Annotated in this window: 15 protein-coding genes and 1 pseudogene; 10 read left to right on the forward strand and 6 right to left on the reverse strand. The window is 44.6% G+C overall.

Features of this window, described 5'->3' with window-relative positions:
• Nucleotides 1-17: 17 nt before the first annotated feature.
• Nucleotides 18-428 (reverse strand): annotated as a pseudogene (locus tag ACMAZD_RS01420) (helix-turn-helix domain-containing protein); the annotation flags it as partial.
• Between the two features lie 63 nt (nt 429-491).
• Nucleotides 492-1,568 (reverse strand): porin, encoded by a 1,077-nt coding sequence (locus ACMAZD_RS01425; RefSeq protein ID WP_435248293.1) that lies wholly within the window; start codon nt 1,566-1,568, stop codon nt 492-494.
• Nucleotides 1,569-1,736: 168 nt separating this feature from the next.
• Here ACMAZD_RS01425 and ACMAZD_RS01430 point away from each other — a divergent pair, with 168 nt between their 5' ends.
• From ACMAZD_RS01430 to ACMAZD_RS01445, 4 genes are all read left to right on the forward strand, one after another.
• Nucleotides 1,737-2,273: a hypothetical protein gene (locus tag ACMAZD_RS01430; protein WP_435248294.1), complete on the forward strand. Its 537-nt coding sequence runs from the start codon at nt 1,737-1,739 to the stop codon at nt 2,271-2,273.
• 281 nt (nt 2,274-2,554) lie between these two features.
• Nucleotides 2,555-4,087, forward strand: a complete 1,533-nt coding sequence (gene gpmM, locus ACMAZD_RS01435) for a 2,3-bisphosphoglycerate-independent phosphoglycerate mutase (protein WP_435248295.1) — start codon at nt 2,555-2,557, stop codon at nt 4,085-4,087.
• Nucleotides 4,088-4,459: 372 nt separating this feature from the next.
• Nucleotides 4,460-4,906, forward strand: a complete 447-nt coding sequence (locus ACMAZD_RS01440; RefSeq protein ID WP_435248296.1) for an HI0074 family nucleotidyltransferase substrate-binding subunit — start codon at nt 4,460-4,462, stop codon at nt 4,904-4,906.
• Nucleotides 4,896-5,219, forward strand: coding sequence for a nucleotidyltransferase family protein (locus tag ACMAZD_RS01445; RefSeq protein ID WP_435248297.1), 324 nt, complete (start codon nt 4,896-4,898; stop codon nt 5,217-5,219). Before ACMAZD_RS01440 ends, ACMAZD_RS01445 begins: the two co-directional genes overlap by 11 nt.
• 25 nt (nt 5,220-5,244) lie before the next feature.
• On the opposite strand, the gene ACMAZD_RS01450 is transcribed toward ACMAZD_RS01445, so the two are convergent.
• A complete protein-coding gene (locus ACMAZD_RS01450; RefSeq protein WP_435248298.1) occupies nt 5,245-5,742 on the reverse strand; it encodes a methylated-DNA--[protein]-cysteine S-methyltransferase in 498 nt (165 codons plus the stop codon).
• A gap of 107 nt (nt 5,743-5,849) precedes the next feature.
• A complete protein-coding gene (locus ACMAZD_RS01455) occupies nt 5,850-7,187 on the reverse strand; it encodes an MATE family efflux transporter (protein WP_435248299.1) in 1,338 nt (445 codons plus the stop codon).
• A gap of 197 nt (nt 7,188-7,384) precedes the next feature.
• Between ACMAZD_RS01455 and ACMAZD_RS01460 the strand changes: the two genes are divergently transcribed.
• The 4 genes from ACMAZD_RS01460 to ACMAZD_RS01475 all read left to right on the forward strand — a co-directional run bounded on the left by ACMAZD_RS01460 (nt 7,385) and on the right by ACMAZD_RS01475 (nt 12,022).
• Complete coding sequence (locus tag ACMAZD_RS01460) at nt 7,385-7,675, forward strand: co-chaperone GroES (RefSeq protein WP_004733324.1); 291 nt, start codon at nt 7,385-7,387, stop codon at nt 7,673-7,675.
• A 52-nt stretch (nt 7,676-7,727) separates the two neighbouring features.
• Complete coding sequence (gene groL / locus ACMAZD_RS01465) at nt 7,728-9,374, forward strand: chaperonin GroEL (protein WP_435248300.1); 1,647 nt, start codon at nt 7,728-7,730, stop codon at nt 9,372-9,374.
• Nucleotides 9,375-9,601: 227 nt separating this feature from the next.
• On the forward strand, nt 9,602-10,159 hold the full coding sequence (locus ACMAZD_RS01470) for a VC2662 family protein (RefSeq protein ID WP_435248301.1): 558 nt from the start codon (nt 9,602-9,604) through the stop codon (nt 10,157-10,159).
• Between the two features lie 402 nt (nt 10,160-10,561).
• Nucleotides 10,562-12,022 carry a sensor domain-containing diguanylate cyclase gene (locus tag ACMAZD_RS01475; RefSeq protein WP_435248302.1) on the forward strand — a complete coding sequence of 487 codons (1,461 nt, stop codon included), beginning with the start codon at nt 10,562-10,564 and terminating at the stop codon, nt 12,020-12,022.
• Nucleotides 12,023-12,132: 110 nt separating this feature from the next.
• On the opposite strand, the gene ACMAZD_RS01480 is transcribed toward ACMAZD_RS01475, so the two are convergent.
• Nucleotides 12,133-12,621, reverse strand: a complete 489-nt coding sequence (locus ACMAZD_RS01480; RefSeq protein WP_435248303.1) for an MgtC/SapB family protein — start codon at nt 12,619-12,621, stop codon at nt 12,133-12,135.
• 420 nt (nt 12,622-13,041) lie between these two features.
• Here ACMAZD_RS01480 and ACMAZD_RS01485 point away from each other — a divergent pair, with 420 nt between their 5' ends.
• Nucleotides 13,042-14,019 carry a DUF3187 family protein gene (locus ACMAZD_RS01485; RefSeq protein WP_435248304.1) on the forward strand — a complete coding sequence of 326 codons (978 nt, stop codon included), beginning with the start codon at nt 13,042-13,044 and terminating at the stop codon, nt 14,017-14,019.
• 225 nt (nt 14,020-14,244) lie between these two features.
• Here ACMAZD_RS01485 and epmB read toward each other — a convergent pair whose 3' ends face one another.
• On the reverse strand, nt 14,245-15,267 hold the full coding sequence (gene epmB, locus ACMAZD_RS01490; RefSeq protein ID WP_435248305.1) for an EF-P beta-lysylation protein EpmB: 1,023 nt from the start codon (nt 15,265-15,267) through the stop codon (nt 14,245-14,247).
• 33 nt (nt 15,268-15,300) lie between these two features.
• Between epmB and efp the strand changes: the two genes are divergently transcribed.
• Nucleotides 15,301-15,867 (forward strand): elongation factor P, encoded by a 567-nt coding sequence (gene efp / locus ACMAZD_RS01495; protein ID WP_019822013.1) that lies wholly within the window; start codon nt 15,301-15,303, stop codon nt 15,865-15,867.
• Nucleotides 15,868-15,978 lie beyond the last annotated feature (111 nt).

The raw sequence follows: 15,978 nt of genomic DNA on the forward strand, positions 1-15,978 counted from the left end.
CACGGGGGTATCTACTGTGGTACACCTTTGGGCTTTTTGTATGCAAAACCGTGGTGATGTAACCACTTATTAATCCCAGAAACGGTGTAGCTCACACCGAATTCAGCTTCGACGTAAGTAACGATTTGACGCGTATGAAAATAGGTTTTCTCAGTCAAATGCTCGATGAGCTGCATCGTCTGAGTATCAGAAAGTAGACTCTGGCTCCCGCCATTCTCAGGTTTAAGTTTTTCAGATAGAGCATAATCACTAAGATGACGAGCAACTGTAGATTCATGGATACGAAGGGCTTGAGAGATCATAGGCGGGCTCCAACTTTCGGAAGCTAGCAAGACCGCTTTTATACGGTCGCATACTCGACGATCACGCTCAGTATTGTGCATCTGTTCGAGTTGTTGTTTTTGCTCAGGAGTTAGTACCATTTTCATGGTGAGTAGCATGATCCTGATTTCATTGAAAATCAAGCATCTTCAATGATCACGGGTATAGGTCTAAAAATAAACACGGGCATATGCATATGTACTTTGGGCTGATTCACCAAAGTTTTGTTCATACGCTAAAATAACAGAACGAGAAGGTTTGAAATTTATACCGATTGTTTGCCAAGTGCGCTCATCACCCCATTCCTTTTCAAGCGCGCCGTATTCATTATTATCTATTTCCCATTGTTCATATTCTTCATAGTTAGATGATGCAGTCAGTTCCCATTTATCAGTCAATTCATATCGAGCAGAAACTAAAGCGCCTTTGTTTTCTCGCTCTTGATAATCATTGTAAACAGTGACATTATTATCAGAGTTTGTAGGGTCAACAACAACATTAGTACTCTCTTGGGCAATGTCTTCTTTTTCAATAAATGCATTAACACCGACCGCCAGCTTGTCATTAACCTTATAGCGCATACCAAAACCGTAAAGTGTTTGCTCGCCATATTTAGATTCGCCATCCGAACCTGCGCGCATTTCCATACCGGCTACCGCAGATAATTGATCACCAAAATAACCAATATAACCGTTGACGATATCTCCTAATGCTGAGCCTGAAGAAGATTCAGATTCGTATGAATATGATGCACCAATGCGAATCATGTCGAAGTTACCTTCATATTTCAGAGTACGGTCTTGGTCACCAGCTTCACCAGTTTCAACCGTGGTATCGAATGTGAAGTCACCATATTTGTCGTAATCATCGAAAGCCGTATCCGTTAGACCAACCTCTATCGCATTATTTTTATTTAACTGGTAACCAACGAATAGCTTATCAATTGATGTCACCATGTCACCAGAACCATAAGCCCAGTTTTCACGCTCGTAATCTAGCTCCAAACGGTAGTAAACATCTTCTTTCGTGCCTTTTACACCCATTGTTGCAAAGCTATCATCGATAAAGCTTTTATCTCGATAAAACTCACCATAATCGTAATCGGCACCAAAATGGCCGCCAACACCGACTTCACCATACAATTTTACATAATCACCATTATCACTTTTGTAAACCGTTGCGGCATTGACACCACCAGCAACAAAAAGGGATGCTAAAGCAATCGCTATCGCGGTTCTTTTTGTCATTTCCATAACTCCATTCATTCATCTAATTGATAAGTTGTCATTAATGGCGTCAGTCTCTACGGATTATCGGAAATGAAAAGCTTACAAAGCTATAATTGAGAACTAGTTCGCACTAGTATTTTGAACTTTTTGCTTTTTTTAAAACTTTAAACAATTACAGGTATAACCGTGATCATTGAAGATGCATTAAAGCGTTTTATCCCTCAACTAGACTCAAAGCTTGCTAAGTTAGATAAGCCTACGATCGTCGTATTATTAGCTGGCCACACAGCAAAAACGGCGACGGGAGGTTTTGTCAAAAATCCGATGCCACTACTGATCTATACGAGCGATCAATCTATACCGAGTGAAAAACGGCCTATTACTTCGTCGCAAAGAGATGTTGCACCCACTATCATTGATTGGTTAGGTGGGGATGTACCTTGGTTTACTGGTCAATCACTTTTAGATGTTAACTATGAAGGGCGGTCCAGCTTTTCTGTTGGGAATGGTTTCTTTTGGGTGACGAAAGAGCATGGTATTGCTATCAATAGCGCAACAGGTGAGCTCAGTCTCTGTTTTGATATTGGTGATGATGTTGTGAGCAAAACAACGGTACCCGGTGCCCAACAAACTTGGAGCCAACCTTTGTTTCAAGAGGGCAGCTACTTTAATGCGATCTCACAACAGTTGCTGTTTGAAGGCCGTACTCAAGAATTTCGTTAGGAAATCAGCCAACCTTAACTTGTTTCGTGCCGGTATTCCTCTCTCGTTTGAGAGTGAGGTATCGGTACTCATGTTAGTGCTATAATAATTTTGTAGAATATGGCGGTTGGCTTCCATTTTGATTGAGGTTTCTCATCATCAAATGACATTTTTTTTCACATCCAATCCGCCTACCTGCGACGTTTCTTGATCTTCCGCTACAGTTTTGACTGTAAACTGTAGTAAAATTACGCTAATTTGTTTTTATACCGATTTATTTTGAATGGAACGAGGTCAGTCCTATGTCAGCTAAGAAGCCAATGGCTCTAGTGATCCTTGACGGTTACGGTTACCGTGAAGACAACCAAGACAACGCTATCGCGAACGCTAATACACCGGTATTAGACGGTCTTATTGCTAACCAACCTAACACGCTCATCTCGGCTTCTGGCTTAGATGTCGGCCTACCTGATGGCCAAATGGGTAACTCTGAAGTGGGTCATACCAACATTGGTGCGGGTCGCGTGGTGTACCAAGATCTAACGCGCATTACGAAATCCATCGCAGACGGCGAGTTCGCTCAAACGGAAGCGCTCGTGAATGCTGTTGATAAAGCAGTAAAAGCTGATAAAGCGGTGCACATCATGGGGCTTATGTCGCCAGGTGGCGTTCACTCTCATGAAGATCACATCTACGCAGCCGTTGAAATGGCCGCAGAGCGTGGTGCAGAGAAAATCTACCTACACGCCTTCCTAGACGGTCGTGATACGCCGCCACGTAGCGCAGAAAACTCTCTGCAACGTTTCCAAGCGTTGTTCGCGAAGCTAGGCAAAGGCCGTGTGGCTTCGCTTATTGGTCGTTACTACGCAATGGACCGTGACAACAACTGGGATCGCGTTCAAGAATCTTACGACCTGCTGACTCAAGCAAAAGCGGAATTCACATTCGACACGGCGGTTGCTGGCCTAGAAGCGGCTTACGCTCGTGACGAAAACGATGAGTTCGTGAAAGCGACGGAAATCAAAGCGGAAGGCGAAGCGTCTGCCGCTATCGTTGATGGCGATGCGGTTATCTTCATGAACTACCGTGCCGACCGTGCGCGTGAAATCACACGTGCGTTCGTGCCTAACTTCGACGGTTTTGAGCGTAATGTATTCCCAGCGATCGATTTCGTGATGCTGACTCAATACGCAGCCGACATCCCGCTTCTATGTGCATTCCCACCGGCTTCTCTAGAGAACACTTACGGTGAATGGCTATCGAAAGAAGGCAAAACGCAGCTACGTATCTCTGAAACAGAGAAATACGCGCACGTGACGTTTTTCTTCAACGGCGGTATCGAAGACGAGTTCGAAGGTGAAGAGCGTCAACTGGTTGCTTCTCCAAAAGTCGCAACGTACGATCTACAGCCAGAAATGAGCGCACCAGAACTCACTGAAAAGCTTGTTGCAGCAATCAAAGGCGGCAAATACGACGCTATCGTGTGTAACTTCCCGAACTGTGACATGGTTGGCCACACGGGCGTTTACGATGCAGCGGTTAAAGCCGTAGAGTCGTTAGACGAATGTCTTGGTAAAGTGGTTGAAGCAATCAAAGAAGCCGATGGCCAACTGCTTATCACTGCTGACCACGGTAATGCGGAAATGATGGTTAACCCAGAAACGGGCGGCATCCACACGGCGCACACTAACCTACCAGTGCCACTTATCTACGTAGGCAGCAAAGACGTTGAGTTCAAAGAAGGCGGTAAGCTGTCTGACTTAGCCCCAACGATGCTTTCTCTATCTGGTATCGCAATCCCGGCTGAGATGTCCGGCGATGTGATCGTTAAATAGATAAATAGATAAATAGATAAATAGATAAATCATGGTTTGGCTCAGCGGTTCACGTTGAGCTTTAACGATTTTGAAAGCCCGTACTTCAAAGTGCGGGCTTTTTTATAGATGCGAGATACGAGTAAACGGGATTCGAAGAGCTAAGAGCAGATTCGGGATGCGGGTAAACGAAGAGCGAAGAGCTTAAGGGCAGGTGTTGGATGAGAATAATATGCAGGATATACAGGTAGGGAAGAACAGAAGGGCACGACCTTAAACAAAAGACGAAAAGAACGGTCTTGATGAATATCGAAAGAGTGACATTGCTTGAATGATTAGGTAGCTTAAGGCTCATACTATACTTGTCTTTTACCTTACCTCTAGGTTGTTTATATGAGCTCAAATCCATACCGTTGGAAGCAACGACTGCAAAACTTAATGAAAGCGCAGCAAAGGCTTGAGAGAGCGTGCTCACAAGATAGCTACAATGAGTTAGAGCTCGCTGGGTTAGTACAAACTTTTGAATTTTCTTTCGAACTTACATGGAAGACCCTTAAAGACTTACTTGAGTTTGAAGGGTTTGATGTGGCTTCGCCGAGGAGCGTTTTTCGTACAGCCTTAGAAGCTAAGCACCTATCTTCGGAGCAGTGTGAGATTATGCTTGAAGCACTCATAAAACGAAATTTATTGTCTCACACCTATGATGAGGAAAATGTCCTTGAAGCTCAGTCACTGATCTTAGAGTCATTTTCACCAGTGATAGGGCAAGTCACACTCTATTTAAAGCTTAAATGTGATCAAGAGAGTAAATGTGATCAAGAGGGTAAATGTGATCGATAGTTATTTGGTTAACCCAGACTCGGTCGGCCTTAAGCTTCATCAGTATCAGTTGATTGAGGATATTGTTTTGAATCATGCCGCAGTCATTCATGCCTGGGTATTCGGTTCTAGAGCCCTTGGAACTTATAAAGATAACTCCGACATCGATATTGTTATCGAGGGGCACGGTATTTCGTTAAGTGTCGTTGCAGGCTTGCAAGATCGTTTAGAACAGTCGTCGCTTCCCTTCAAGGTTGACTTGCTCGTTAAGCATAGAATTACATCAAGCGAGTTACTTGCCCATATTGACACTTATGGAATTAAGCTCAAGTAATCGAGCGTATTTTTGTATTATTGATCTAGCGAGATAAGGTTTGCTTCTTTTTATTTAAGACCGAATGCTCAAAATCCAACAACCACTCTTTGCGGTTCATGCCGCCGGTGTAGCCAGTTAATGTGCCGTTCGCGCCGATGACTCTATGGCAAGGGACAACAATACTAAATGGATTCTTGCCATTGGCACCACCGACTGCTCTTACGGCTTTTGGGTTATCCATTCTTTTTGCTTGTTCGCCGTAACTGATGGTCTCGCCATAAGGAATGGTTGTTAAAGCCTGCCAAGCTGCTTTTTGAAAGTCAGTGCCTTTTGGCTGCAGCGGTAAATCAAAGCTTTTACGTTTGCCTGCGAAGTATTCATCTAACTGTTTCGTCGCCAGTTGGCATAGCTCATCTGGGTTGCTAGTCATTAGTTCTTCGTGATTTATATGGTCAATCTCAATAATCGACACACCATTGCTCACAATGATCATCTTGCCAATCGGTGCGTCATAGAGCATTTTGTAAGTACTGTCTTCCATGTCATCTTCCTTCTTTCTAGTCTTTAATATCTCGTACCTGCTTTTCAACCTCTTCGCATCTCGATACCCGAACCTCGCATCTGCTTTTTAGACTCTTCGTATCTCGGTTACTCGCATCTCGAATCTTTCTCTACTCGAAGCGCAAACAAGTACCCTGAAATACCGCCTATGATGTTCCCCAAGGCTAAGCCGATAAACAACCCTTCGACACCATCGATTTGGCTGCCTACCCAAGCGAACGGCAAGGTAAAGACAAACAGGCGCATGAAGCTCCACTGGAAGGCTTTGAGTGGTTGATGCATCGCATTCATGGCGCTAATCAGCATCATCACAATGCCTTGGAAGCCATAGCTAAAGGGGACAACTAACAGGTAATGCCACAAGATACCTCGTACGGATTCTTCTTGAGAGAATAGGGCAGCTAAGGGGATGCTTAGCGGCACCATCATTAAGAAAATCAAACCTTGGAACAGCACAGCAAAACGCATGCTCAGAAACAGTGCCTTAAAGCTGCGTTGAGGGTTGTTTGCGCCAAAGTTTTGCGCCATGAAAGGCGTGAGTGCCGAAGTTAAAGACATCAATACGATGATCAAAATCGATTCAATACGCTGGGCAGCTCCGTAAGCGGCCACGGCTTCTGTCCCTTGTTTGGCTAACATCATCATGATAATGGCGCCGGCAAGTGGGTTTAGGGCATTGGAAAGGGCAGCAGGTGTACCGATGGTTAAGATCTGTTTCCAGTCATCGATGATGTTTTTTAGTTTGGGCGGAGCCAGCAACTTTTCTCGTAGGGTTAACACATACAGTGAGCCACACAACGCACCAAACCAACTGAATCCGCTAGCAATGGCGGCGCCTTGAATCCCGAGCTCAGGAAAAGGCCCGTAACCAAAGATCAGCAGCGGGTCGAGAATGCCGTTAATCAGGCCGGCCAGCATCATGATTTTGGCGGGTGTTTTGGTATCGCCACTTGCACGTATCGCGCTGTTGCCTGCCATGGGAATCACAAGCAGCGGTATCGCTAAGTACCAGACTGACATGTATTCGGATATCAGTGGCAGTAACTCAGGTTCTGCGCCCAATAGTGTAAACATGGGTTTTAGCGTAACGAGCCCCAGTGTTGATGCAAAACCAACAAGCAGCACCGCAAGCAGTAAACCGTGGCAGGTAAAGCGTGCGGCATTTTGCGCGCAACCTTGGCCAAGTAACCGTCCGATACACGTTGATAAGCCAATGCCTATGCCCATGGTAATGCAATTGATGGCGAAGGTGACAGGGAAGGTAAAACTCACCGCCGCAAGGGCTTGCGTGCCGAGCAATGAGATAAAGAAGGTATCGACAAGGTTAAACATCAAGATCGCGACCATTCCGAATATCGTCGGTATGGTCATAGTGCGCAGAGTCTGTGCTACTGGGGCCGTGAGAAGCCCATGCTTATCTTGCATGTAAAACGCCGTTGAAACTAAAACCGTAGGATAAACAGATGAGCGATATGAGTAAATGAAAAAGGAAGATATGGGATTCGATCACAATTTTTGTCTTTTCCCCCTTGGGATCGTTCACATTGCCCCAACATATTGATTAACCCATGCCAATCGTGGCAACTATCATATTAAATGGAAATTATCAGGAGATCCGACCGATGAATATCCGTCCTCTACACGACCGAGTTATCGTTGAGCGCCAAGAAGTTGAATCTAAATCTGCTGGTGGCATCGTTCTAACGGGTTCTGCCGCTGAAAAATCAACGCGCGGTACTATTCTAGCGGTTGGCAAAGGCCGCATTCTAGAAAATGGTTCAGTACAACCATTGGACGTTAAAGTTGGCGATACCGTTATCTTCTCTGAAGGCTACGGCACTAAAACTGAAAAGATCGACGGCAAAGAAGTTCTGATCATGTCTGAAAACGACATCATGGCGATCGTTGAGTAATCCGACCCATAAAACTGAACTGACTGAATAAAGAATTTTAAAGGAAATTAAGATGGCTGCTAAAGACGTTAAATTTGGTAACGACGCACGTATTAAAATGCTAGAAGGTGTAAACGTTCTGGCTGACGCAGTAAAAGTAACGCTGGGCCCTAAAGGCCGTAACGTTGTTCTAGACAAATCATTTGGCGCACCAACGATCACTAAAGATGGTGTTTCAGTTGCACGTGAAATCGAACTTGAAGACAAGTTCCAAAACATGGGCGCACAAATGGTGAAAGAAGTGGCTTCGCAAGCGAATGACGCGGCGGGCGACGGAACAACGACTGCAACGGTATTGGCTCAGTCTATTATCGCTGAAGGCCTAAAAGCGGTTGCTGCTGGCATGAACCCAATGGATCTTAAGCGCGGTATCGACAAAGCGGTTATCGCGGCTGTTGAAGAGCTGAAGAACCTGTCTGTGCCTTGTTCAGACACGAAAGCTATCGCGCAAGTCGGTACTATCTCTGCGAACTCTGATTCGACAGTGGGTAACATCATTGCTGAAGCGATGGAAAAAGTAGGTCGTGATGGCGTTATCACGGTTGAAGAAGGTCAGGCTCTGCAAGACGAGCTAGACGTTGTTGAAGGTATGCAGTTCGATCGCGGTTACCTGTCTCCTTACTTCATCAACAACCAAGAAGCCGGTTCTGTTGATCTAGAAAGCCCGTTCATTCTTCTTATCGATAAGAAAGTGTCGAACATCCGTGAACTTCTTCCGACTCTAGAAGCCGTTGCTAAGGCATCTCGTCCACTTCTTATCATCGCTGAAGATGTAGAAGGCGAAGCGCTGGCAACGCTTGTTGTGAACAACATGCGTGGCATCGTTAAAGTGGCTGCCGTTAAAGCACCTGGTTTCGGCGATCGTCGTAAATCTATGCTGCAAGATATCGCTATCCTAACGGGCGGTACGGTAATCTCTGAAGAGATCGGCCTAGACCTTGAGAAAGTAACGCTAGAAGACCTAGGTCAAGCTAAGCGCATTACGATCACTAAAGAAAACTCAACCATCATTGATGGTGCGGGCGATGAAGTGATGATCAAAGGTCGCGTTTCTCAAATTCGTCAACAAATCGAAGATGCAACGTCTGACTACGACAAAGAAAAGCTTCAAGAGCGTGTAGCTAAACTCGCTGGCGGTGTTGCAGTCATCAAAGTTGGCGCAGCAACTGAAGTAGAGATGAAAGAGAAGAAAGACCGCGTTGAAGATGCACTTCACGCGACTCGTGCTGCGGTTGAAGAAGGTGTGGTTGCGGGTGGTGGTGTTGCACTTATCCGCGCGGCATCTAAAGTTGCTGGCCTTGAAGGCGACAACGAAGAGCAAAACGTAGGTATCCGTGTTGCACTGCGTGCAATGGAAGCGCCTATTCGTCAAATCACTACCAATGCTGGTGATGAAGAATCTGTGGTTGCTAACAACGTTCGTGCTGGTGAAGGTAACTACGGTTACAACGCGGCGACTGGCGAATACGGCGACATGATTGCAATGGGTATCCTAGATCCAACTAAGGTAACGCGTTCGGCACTTCAGTTCGCAGCATCGGTTGCTGGTCTTATGATCACAACAGAAGCGATGGTGACTGACAAGCCACAAGATTCTGGCCCTGCAATGCCTGATATGGGTGGTATGGGCGGTATGGGTGGCATGGGCGGCATGATGTAATTACCCCTCGCTATTCATAGTGAAATTGAAAACGGAGACTTCGGTCTCCGTTTTTTTGTTCTTATCTCATCTCGTTACTCGAATCTCTCATCTGCTTCTATCTGCTCTATACTCAAAAAGACAGCTATGACAGAGAGATAACATGTCTGGTTGTTGAATAAAGCATAATAAACGTTTGCTTGAGCATATATTAAATCAAGCTAATAATAAGTCAGTGGAGACTCCCAATGAAAAAACTACTTTCAGTACTTGCCGTATCGGCAGCAGTAATGGCACCTGCGGCATTCGCTTCTTCGCCTGTTATGTTTTCAACGGTAAATGGTTACAACTCACCAGACTCTGATAGTGTTGGCGGCGTGCGCTTAGCGGTACTACACGGGCAAGTCAGTGATGTTAAAGGCCTTGACCTTGCGGTTGTCGGTATGTCTGAGACTCAAACGACAACGGGTGTGAACCTGGGTATTTTTGGTGCATCGAAAGTGAATCAAGAAATGACCGGTGCGTCACTGGGCTTCTTTAACTGGAACACCGGCCAAACAACTGGCCTGAACTTCGGTGCAGTGAACATCACCAATAATGTAAAAGGCGCTAACGTGAGCTTCGTAAACTACTCTGAAGGCGACACTATGGTTGATGTGGGTGCAGCGAACCTTTCAGACACTTCTACGGTTCAAGTTGGCCTCTTCAACAAAACCAAAAAAATCGAAGGTGTACAGATCGGCCTACTCAACTGTGCTGATAACGGTTTCTTGCCGTGCTTCCCATTTGTGAACTTTGCTAAGTAAGACCGTTGTTGAGCCTTAGCCTCGACAGGGTGATTGTTAACGCTTAAGCACTTGTTGACGCATAAGCTATTGTTAACGCCTAAGCACTTGTTGACGCTTAAGCACTTGTTGACGCATAAGCTATTGTTAACGCCTAAGCACTTGTTGACGCATAAGCACTTGTTAACGCCTAAGCTATTGTTTACGCATAAGCAATTGTTGACGCTTAAGCTCTTGATAACGCCTAAACACTTGTTATTTAGGCGTTATCATAACGCTTCATTTTTCCATCGAGTTGAAGCTATTCCCAGATGAATAAGATAAGCGTGTTGTTTTATATTTTTGTTGCGGAGAGTCTTTTCATGGGTACAATGTTCCATTACTCACCATGATGATTTAAATGTTTTGATTCGTTCTAATACTATGAGTTTTAAGACGGCTTTTTTAGGCCTGACTGCCAGTTTTTTAGTTGTGTTGAGCTTATTGCTCATTGATTCAGCGGAAGAGTCAGACAAACAGTATGGAGCAGAAAACCAAGGCGTAACCCATGCACTCACTGAGCTTACACAGATACTGAATGCACTTGAGTACAACATCACAAAGCTCTACCCGTTGCATGGTGAGACCTACACTTTTTCCCATCAAAAAAAGACAGAGGACGATACCTGCTATTTTATTAGTGAGCAGCAGAAAGACCCTCTTTTTGATTTTATGTTCTCTGGCCCTACCGAGATGTGTGACTCTCAATCGGCGCTGTATGCGGAAGCGAGTAAGCGTCTGTTTGTCGCTCCAACGATGGCTTATTTTTCAAATACTATCAGTACTATCTCAGCCATTTATTTCATTTCTAAAGATAAATTTATTATCTCTTCCCCCTCTGATTTTGCTCAATATATAAAAGGCAATACGTTTGACTCAATCGTCAATCGTCGTCCCTACTGGGTGAATACGATCCGTTTTGGTGTCTCTCAAAATAAAGACAAGGTTGTGTATACCGGCCAGTACGATGATTTTCTGACGGGCGAAAAAGTGGTGACATTGACCAAAGGGATCTATATCAATGGCGAGTTTAAAGGGATATTGGGTATTGATGGTTATACTTCGAGCCTGTTTTCGAATGCGAAGCACGGCTATGAGATCACCAGTATCAGCGGTCGGAATCGATATGGCTTGATGGATTTCACTTTTTCACAACCCTTGTACGTAGATGGGATCGATACGCAGCTGTATTTGACGATTCAAGAAACGAAGAGCGAACATTTCTTACACATACTGGAAAGTGACTATGGAAGGCTGCTGATACTGTTGTTCTTGTATCTTATGTCAGCATGGGGGTTATGGCACTTTTATCGTGAGCAAAGACACCGCCGTTTATATGATTCATCAATGAAAGATCCATTAACGGGGTTACTTAATCGCAGTGGCTTTGAAGCGCAATTTCTGGCGCAAGATGAGAGACAAATCTTGGGGATTGGTCTCTTTGAAGTCGATGATTTAAAAGCGGTCTGTGATCAATATGGCAATGAGATTGGGGATAGGGTGATTTGTCACGTCGCTCAACTTATGGTCAACAGCGTGAGACAGCACGATATTGTTGCGAGATTTGATGGTAAGGAGTTCGTGGTTGCTATTGCTGGTGAGTCGTTAGAATTGCTTTCGTCAATCTTTGAGCGTATCCAGAACGATATTGATTTGCAGAGCTACCAATGTCCGACGGGAGAAAAGGTGGCAATTTCGGTTTCTGTGGGAGCCGTGCTCTATTCTTTGCATAAGTTCGAAAGTATCGGGCACTTGTGGAAAAATCAGAGTGTGCGTTCTTCAAGTAAACAACTGTGCAATGCACAATCGATGGGTAAAAATCAATTGTGTATCCACGTTCATTAATGATCTAAGAAGCCTAGTCGTGACTAGGCTTCTTGGTATCAGTGGCAGTATCTCTTGGACTTGCTGTTTAAAGGCTAAAGAGTGATGTGTAAAGGCTAAAGAGTGCTGCTTTATTTTTTCACACGGCCTTTTCTCATCCATTTCTGATGTACACCTCGACGTAGGCTTTGGAAACTGTTTTCCACCTTGTCGACACCAAGCAGGATAACCAGCGCCATTAGCGTGACAATGACAGACTGAGAGAGATACCCTAAGGCAATCATCATCCCCAACGCCGCCAACACCCAGATAATCGCTGCCGAAGTCACACCATGAATCTTGCCATCCAATGTCATCATGACCCCTGCACCAAGGAATCCAACGCCCGTAATGATCTGACCAAGCACGCGAGCTTGATCGAGTGTGTTCGGGGATAGGCTAATCGCCATGGTGAGGAAGAAGTAGGTGCCACTGATGATCAGAATCGACGTTCGGATTCCTACTGGTTTACCACGAGTTTGTCTTTCGATACCGATGAATGAACCACACAGCATACACACGGCTAATCCTGCCCAGCTAAAGGGGGCAAGGTTTAACGTTTGTTCTATAAATTGTGACAAATCATCCCTCCTAAATGTTTAGAATAGCTAATGATCGGCCTGACGATCGAACAAATAGTTGTTGTCTTCTCGATTAATTTTACTGATCCCAAAATGGGTAAAAGGGACATGTAAATATGAGTAATTCTACGGCCAGGATGGGCGTTAGCGATCAGTGAAGGCGAAATGATGTATCGCTTTTGGCACATTGTTGTCAGCCAGTTACCCGTGCTTTTGGCTGTCTATCTTTTCTATGAGTATCGGGGGTATGCATTTTCAATGCTTTGTTAAGTTGTTGATAATGATGAATTATGCATCAATATTATACTTGGTATGAAAGTTCCATCATCGTTCGAAAATAAGCTAAAACGTCCAACATTTTCTAGAGGCATTTAATTTATTGAATTATCATTGAGTTAATAACTTTAGGATGTTGTGTAAATGGTTAAGATTCTCTCTAATAAAGTCAAATTGGTGCTGTTATTGATTGCTGCGATGTTGGGCCAATCATCGGCCATCGCAGCTCAATCTCCAACCCCACTGCGCACTTATGCTCAATCTCCAGAGCAGTCAACTCATTTAACCACAGAGCTACGCTCCGCTTTTCCTGTTGGAAACCATGGCGTAGAGCTGTTTGCATCGGGCACTATGGCGAGTGTTTGGGCAAGCTCTGATACGGCAGATCTTGATTATTACCAGAATCACATTTTCGTCGGTGCCAACTGGCAGATTAACCCCCAATTGCAAACTGAAGTGAAATATCAATACACCTATGCGGCCAATAATCACCTAGACTCATTGACCATGGACTTCCACAGTTTTTTCGGCATTGGACAAAACGGACGTGATGAAGCAGGTAAACACCAATTCCATATATCCAGTGATGAATACGGTGTATCGCTTGATGATTTCGAAGGTGAAGCGTTAGCGAAAGCCCTGCATTGGTACACCCAGTACCAACTTTTTTCTTCGAATACGAGTGCACTCGCCATTGGGGGAAGTGTTTATTATAAAAATGTCGACAGCGGTCCATTCAAAAAAAGTGCTTTTGAGCAAGCCGTACAACTGAACTACAGCCTTGCCCGAGGAGCGAGCTCATTTTTTGCGAGCGCTGGGGTGACGCATAATGATAATAATAGTGCGCTGATAGGCACTGAAATCCGTGATTTGACCGGAGCGGTCGCCTTTGGGTATGGCTACAAATTTGGCTACTTCCATGAAGTACTGGTCGAATATCACTGGTACCAAGGTTTGCTGGAAGATGAGGGGGCCTTCTCTGAAGCGTCTAATGAAGTGGTTCTGGGCTATCGTTTGAATCTTGGCAACGCCATGCTAGAAGCAACCATGATTGAAAATATCATCAATATGGACAACTCTGCGGACATTGCTTTTGGGCTCGGTATTCGTTACTTCCTGTGATGCGCTTAATCGCGTTTTATACGTAGTCGAAGGTTTTTGTTTTACCTAATTAAAAAGTGATTCAACTAAACAACAGTTTACGTAATTAACGTAAGCCGTGTTTGAATGAAAACTTGAAAGGTTCAAGAATAATTAACCACCTCGAGGGCAATCAACGGAGGTTGCTGGCCCTTTTGTTTACTTTATCATTCCACATTTTGCTTTATCATTTAATATTATGCTCTATTACTCAATATTAAGGTCGAGTGGCGTTTTGCTGCTGCGTCCGCCAATTTCACGAGTTAATTTAGGTACGAGGTAGCCAGAAACCTCAGAGATTAACCCCTTAAAGTGACGCTTGGCTTCTTCATCAGAAATATAAAAATGAGCGGCGCCCTGAACCTTATCAAGTACGTGCATGTAATAGGGTAAAATGCCAGTATCGAATAGCTTTTCGCTTAATGCTTTCAATGAGCTAGCGCTGTTATTTACACCTTTTAGCATTACGCCTTGGTTGAGCAGAGTTGCCCCACTTTGCTTAAGCTTATGAAAGGCTTGTTTGAGCTCTAAGTTAATCTCGTTGGCATGATTAATATGGCTGACCATCACCACATTGAGGCGAGTTTGAGCTAACAATTGGCACAGTTCATCCGTCACTCGTGCGGGGATCACAACCGGTAATCGGCTATGAATTCGCACGGTTTTCACATGTGGAATTTGTTCGATGGCATTGAGTAGCCATTCAATTTCGCTGTCTTTGGCCATCAGTGGATCACCACCGGATAAGATAACTTCGTTGATCTCAGAGTGCTGAGCCACATAGTCTAAGCTGATTTGCCAAACTGACTTTGAGCCTTTGTTGTCTTGATAAGGGAAGTGACGGCGGAAGCAGTAGCGACAGTTGATGGCGCAACCACCTTTTACGATCAGTAGCGCGCGACTTTTGTATTTGTGCAGCAACCCTGGAATCGCGTTGTCTTGTTCTTCTAGTGGATCGGCTGAATAGCCTTGATGAACCTCGAACTCTTCGTTGAGTGGTAATACCTGACGCAGTAATGGATCGTGAGGGTTGCCTTTTTCCATTCGCTCGACAAAACTTAGGGGCACCCGAAGGGCAAATAACTCACGAGCAGCAAACCCTGCTTGCCACGGTGTTGGGTCTATTTCCAATGCTTCAAGCAGTTTTGTCGGGTTAGAGATCGCATTCGATAGTTGTTTGAGCCAGTTTTGCTCAACAGATTCGACTTTTCGGGTTATGATATGCGGCATTGAAATTAACTCAAAGATGTGGAAGAGAAAATCATGGCGTCAGTAAGCACCAATGAATTCAAAGGCGGTTTAAAATTCATGTTAGATAACGAGCCTTGCTCAATTATCGACAATGAATACGTTAAGCCAGGTAAAGGCCAAGCGTTTAACCGTGTAAAACTTCGTAAACTGCTGTCAGGCAAAGTGTTAGAGAAAACATTCAAATCAGGCGAAAGCTTTGAGCTTGCCGATGTTGTTGACGTTGAATTAGGCTACCTATACAACGATGGCGAATTCTACCACTTCATGAACAACGAAACATTTGAGCAAATCGCAGCAGACGTAAAAGCCGTCGCTGACTCAGCAAAATGGTTGGTTGAAAATGACGTTTGTACTCTAACGTTGTGGAATGATAACCCTATCACTGTTACTCCGCCAAACTTTGTTGAGATCGAAGTCACTGAAACCGATCCTGGCCTGAAAGGCGATACACAGGGTACGGGTGGTAAACCGGCAACGCTAGCAACAGGTGCGGTCGTTCGCGTACCTCTATTCATCGCTATCGGTGAAGTGGTTAAAGTTGATACTCGTACTGGCGAATACGTTGGTCGTGTAAAATAATTTGATTGTATCCATCTTTTAGGATGGCTCAGTGAAATAGAAAAGGTCGCTTAGGCGGCCTTTTTGCTGTTTGGAGCAATGATACTTCTGTGCCTCTGTGCCTCTATGTCT

Origin of the sequence: Vibrio sp. nBUS_14, assembly GCF_051201655.1 — a bacterium.
Classification (GTDB): Bacteria; Pseudomonadota; Gammaproteobacteria; order Enterobacterales; family Vibrionaceae; genus Vibrio.

Excerpts from the sequence above, each read along its gene's own strand:
- ACMAZD_RS01425 (WP_435248293.1), bottom strand. The coding sequence starts at position 1,568 with ATGACAAAAAGAACCGCGATAGCGATTGCTTTAGCATCCCTTTTTGTT.
- gpmM (WP_435248295.1), top strand. The coding sequence starts at position 2,555 with ATGTCAGCTAAGAAGCCAATGGCTCTAGTGATCCTTGACGGTTACGGT.
- ACMAZD_RS01440 (WP_435248296.1), top strand. The coding sequence starts at position 4,460 with ATGAGCTCAAATCCATACCGTTGGAAGCAACGACTGCAAAACTTAATG.
- ACMAZD_RS01450 (WP_435248298.1), bottom strand. The coding sequence starts at position 5,742 with ATGGAAGACAGTACTTACAAAATGCTCTATGACGCACCGATTGGCAAG.
- ACMAZD_RS01455 (WP_435248299.1), bottom strand. The coding sequence starts at position 7,187 with ATGCAAGATAAGCATGGGCTTCTCACGGCCCCAGTAGCACAGACTCTG.
- ACMAZD_RS01460 (WP_004733324.1), top strand. The coding sequence starts at position 7,385 with ATGAATATCCGTCCTCTACACGACCGAGTTATCGTTGAGCGCCAAGAA.
- groL (WP_435248300.1), top strand. The coding sequence starts at position 7,728 with ATGGCTGCTAAAGACGTTAAATTTGGTAACGACGCACGTATTAAAATG.
- ACMAZD_RS01470 (WP_435248301.1), top strand. The coding sequence starts at position 9,602 with ATGAAAAAACTACTTTCAGTACTTGCCGTATCGGCAGCAGTAATGGCA.
- ACMAZD_RS01475 (WP_435248302.1), top strand. The coding sequence starts at position 10,562 with ATGAGTTTTAAGACGGCTTTTTTAGGCCTGACTGCCAGTTTTTTAGTT.
- ACMAZD_RS01485 (WP_435248304.1), top strand. The coding sequence starts at position 13,042 with ATGGTTAAGATTCTCTCTAATAAAGTCAAATTGGTGCTGTTATTGATT.
- epmB (WP_435248305.1), bottom strand. The coding sequence starts at position 15,267 with ATGCCGCATATCATAACCCGAAAAGTCGAATCTGTTGAGCAAAACTGG.
- efp (WP_019822013.1), top strand. The coding sequence starts at position 15,301 with ATGGCGTCAGTAAGCACCAATGAATTCAAAGGCGGTTTAAAATTCATG.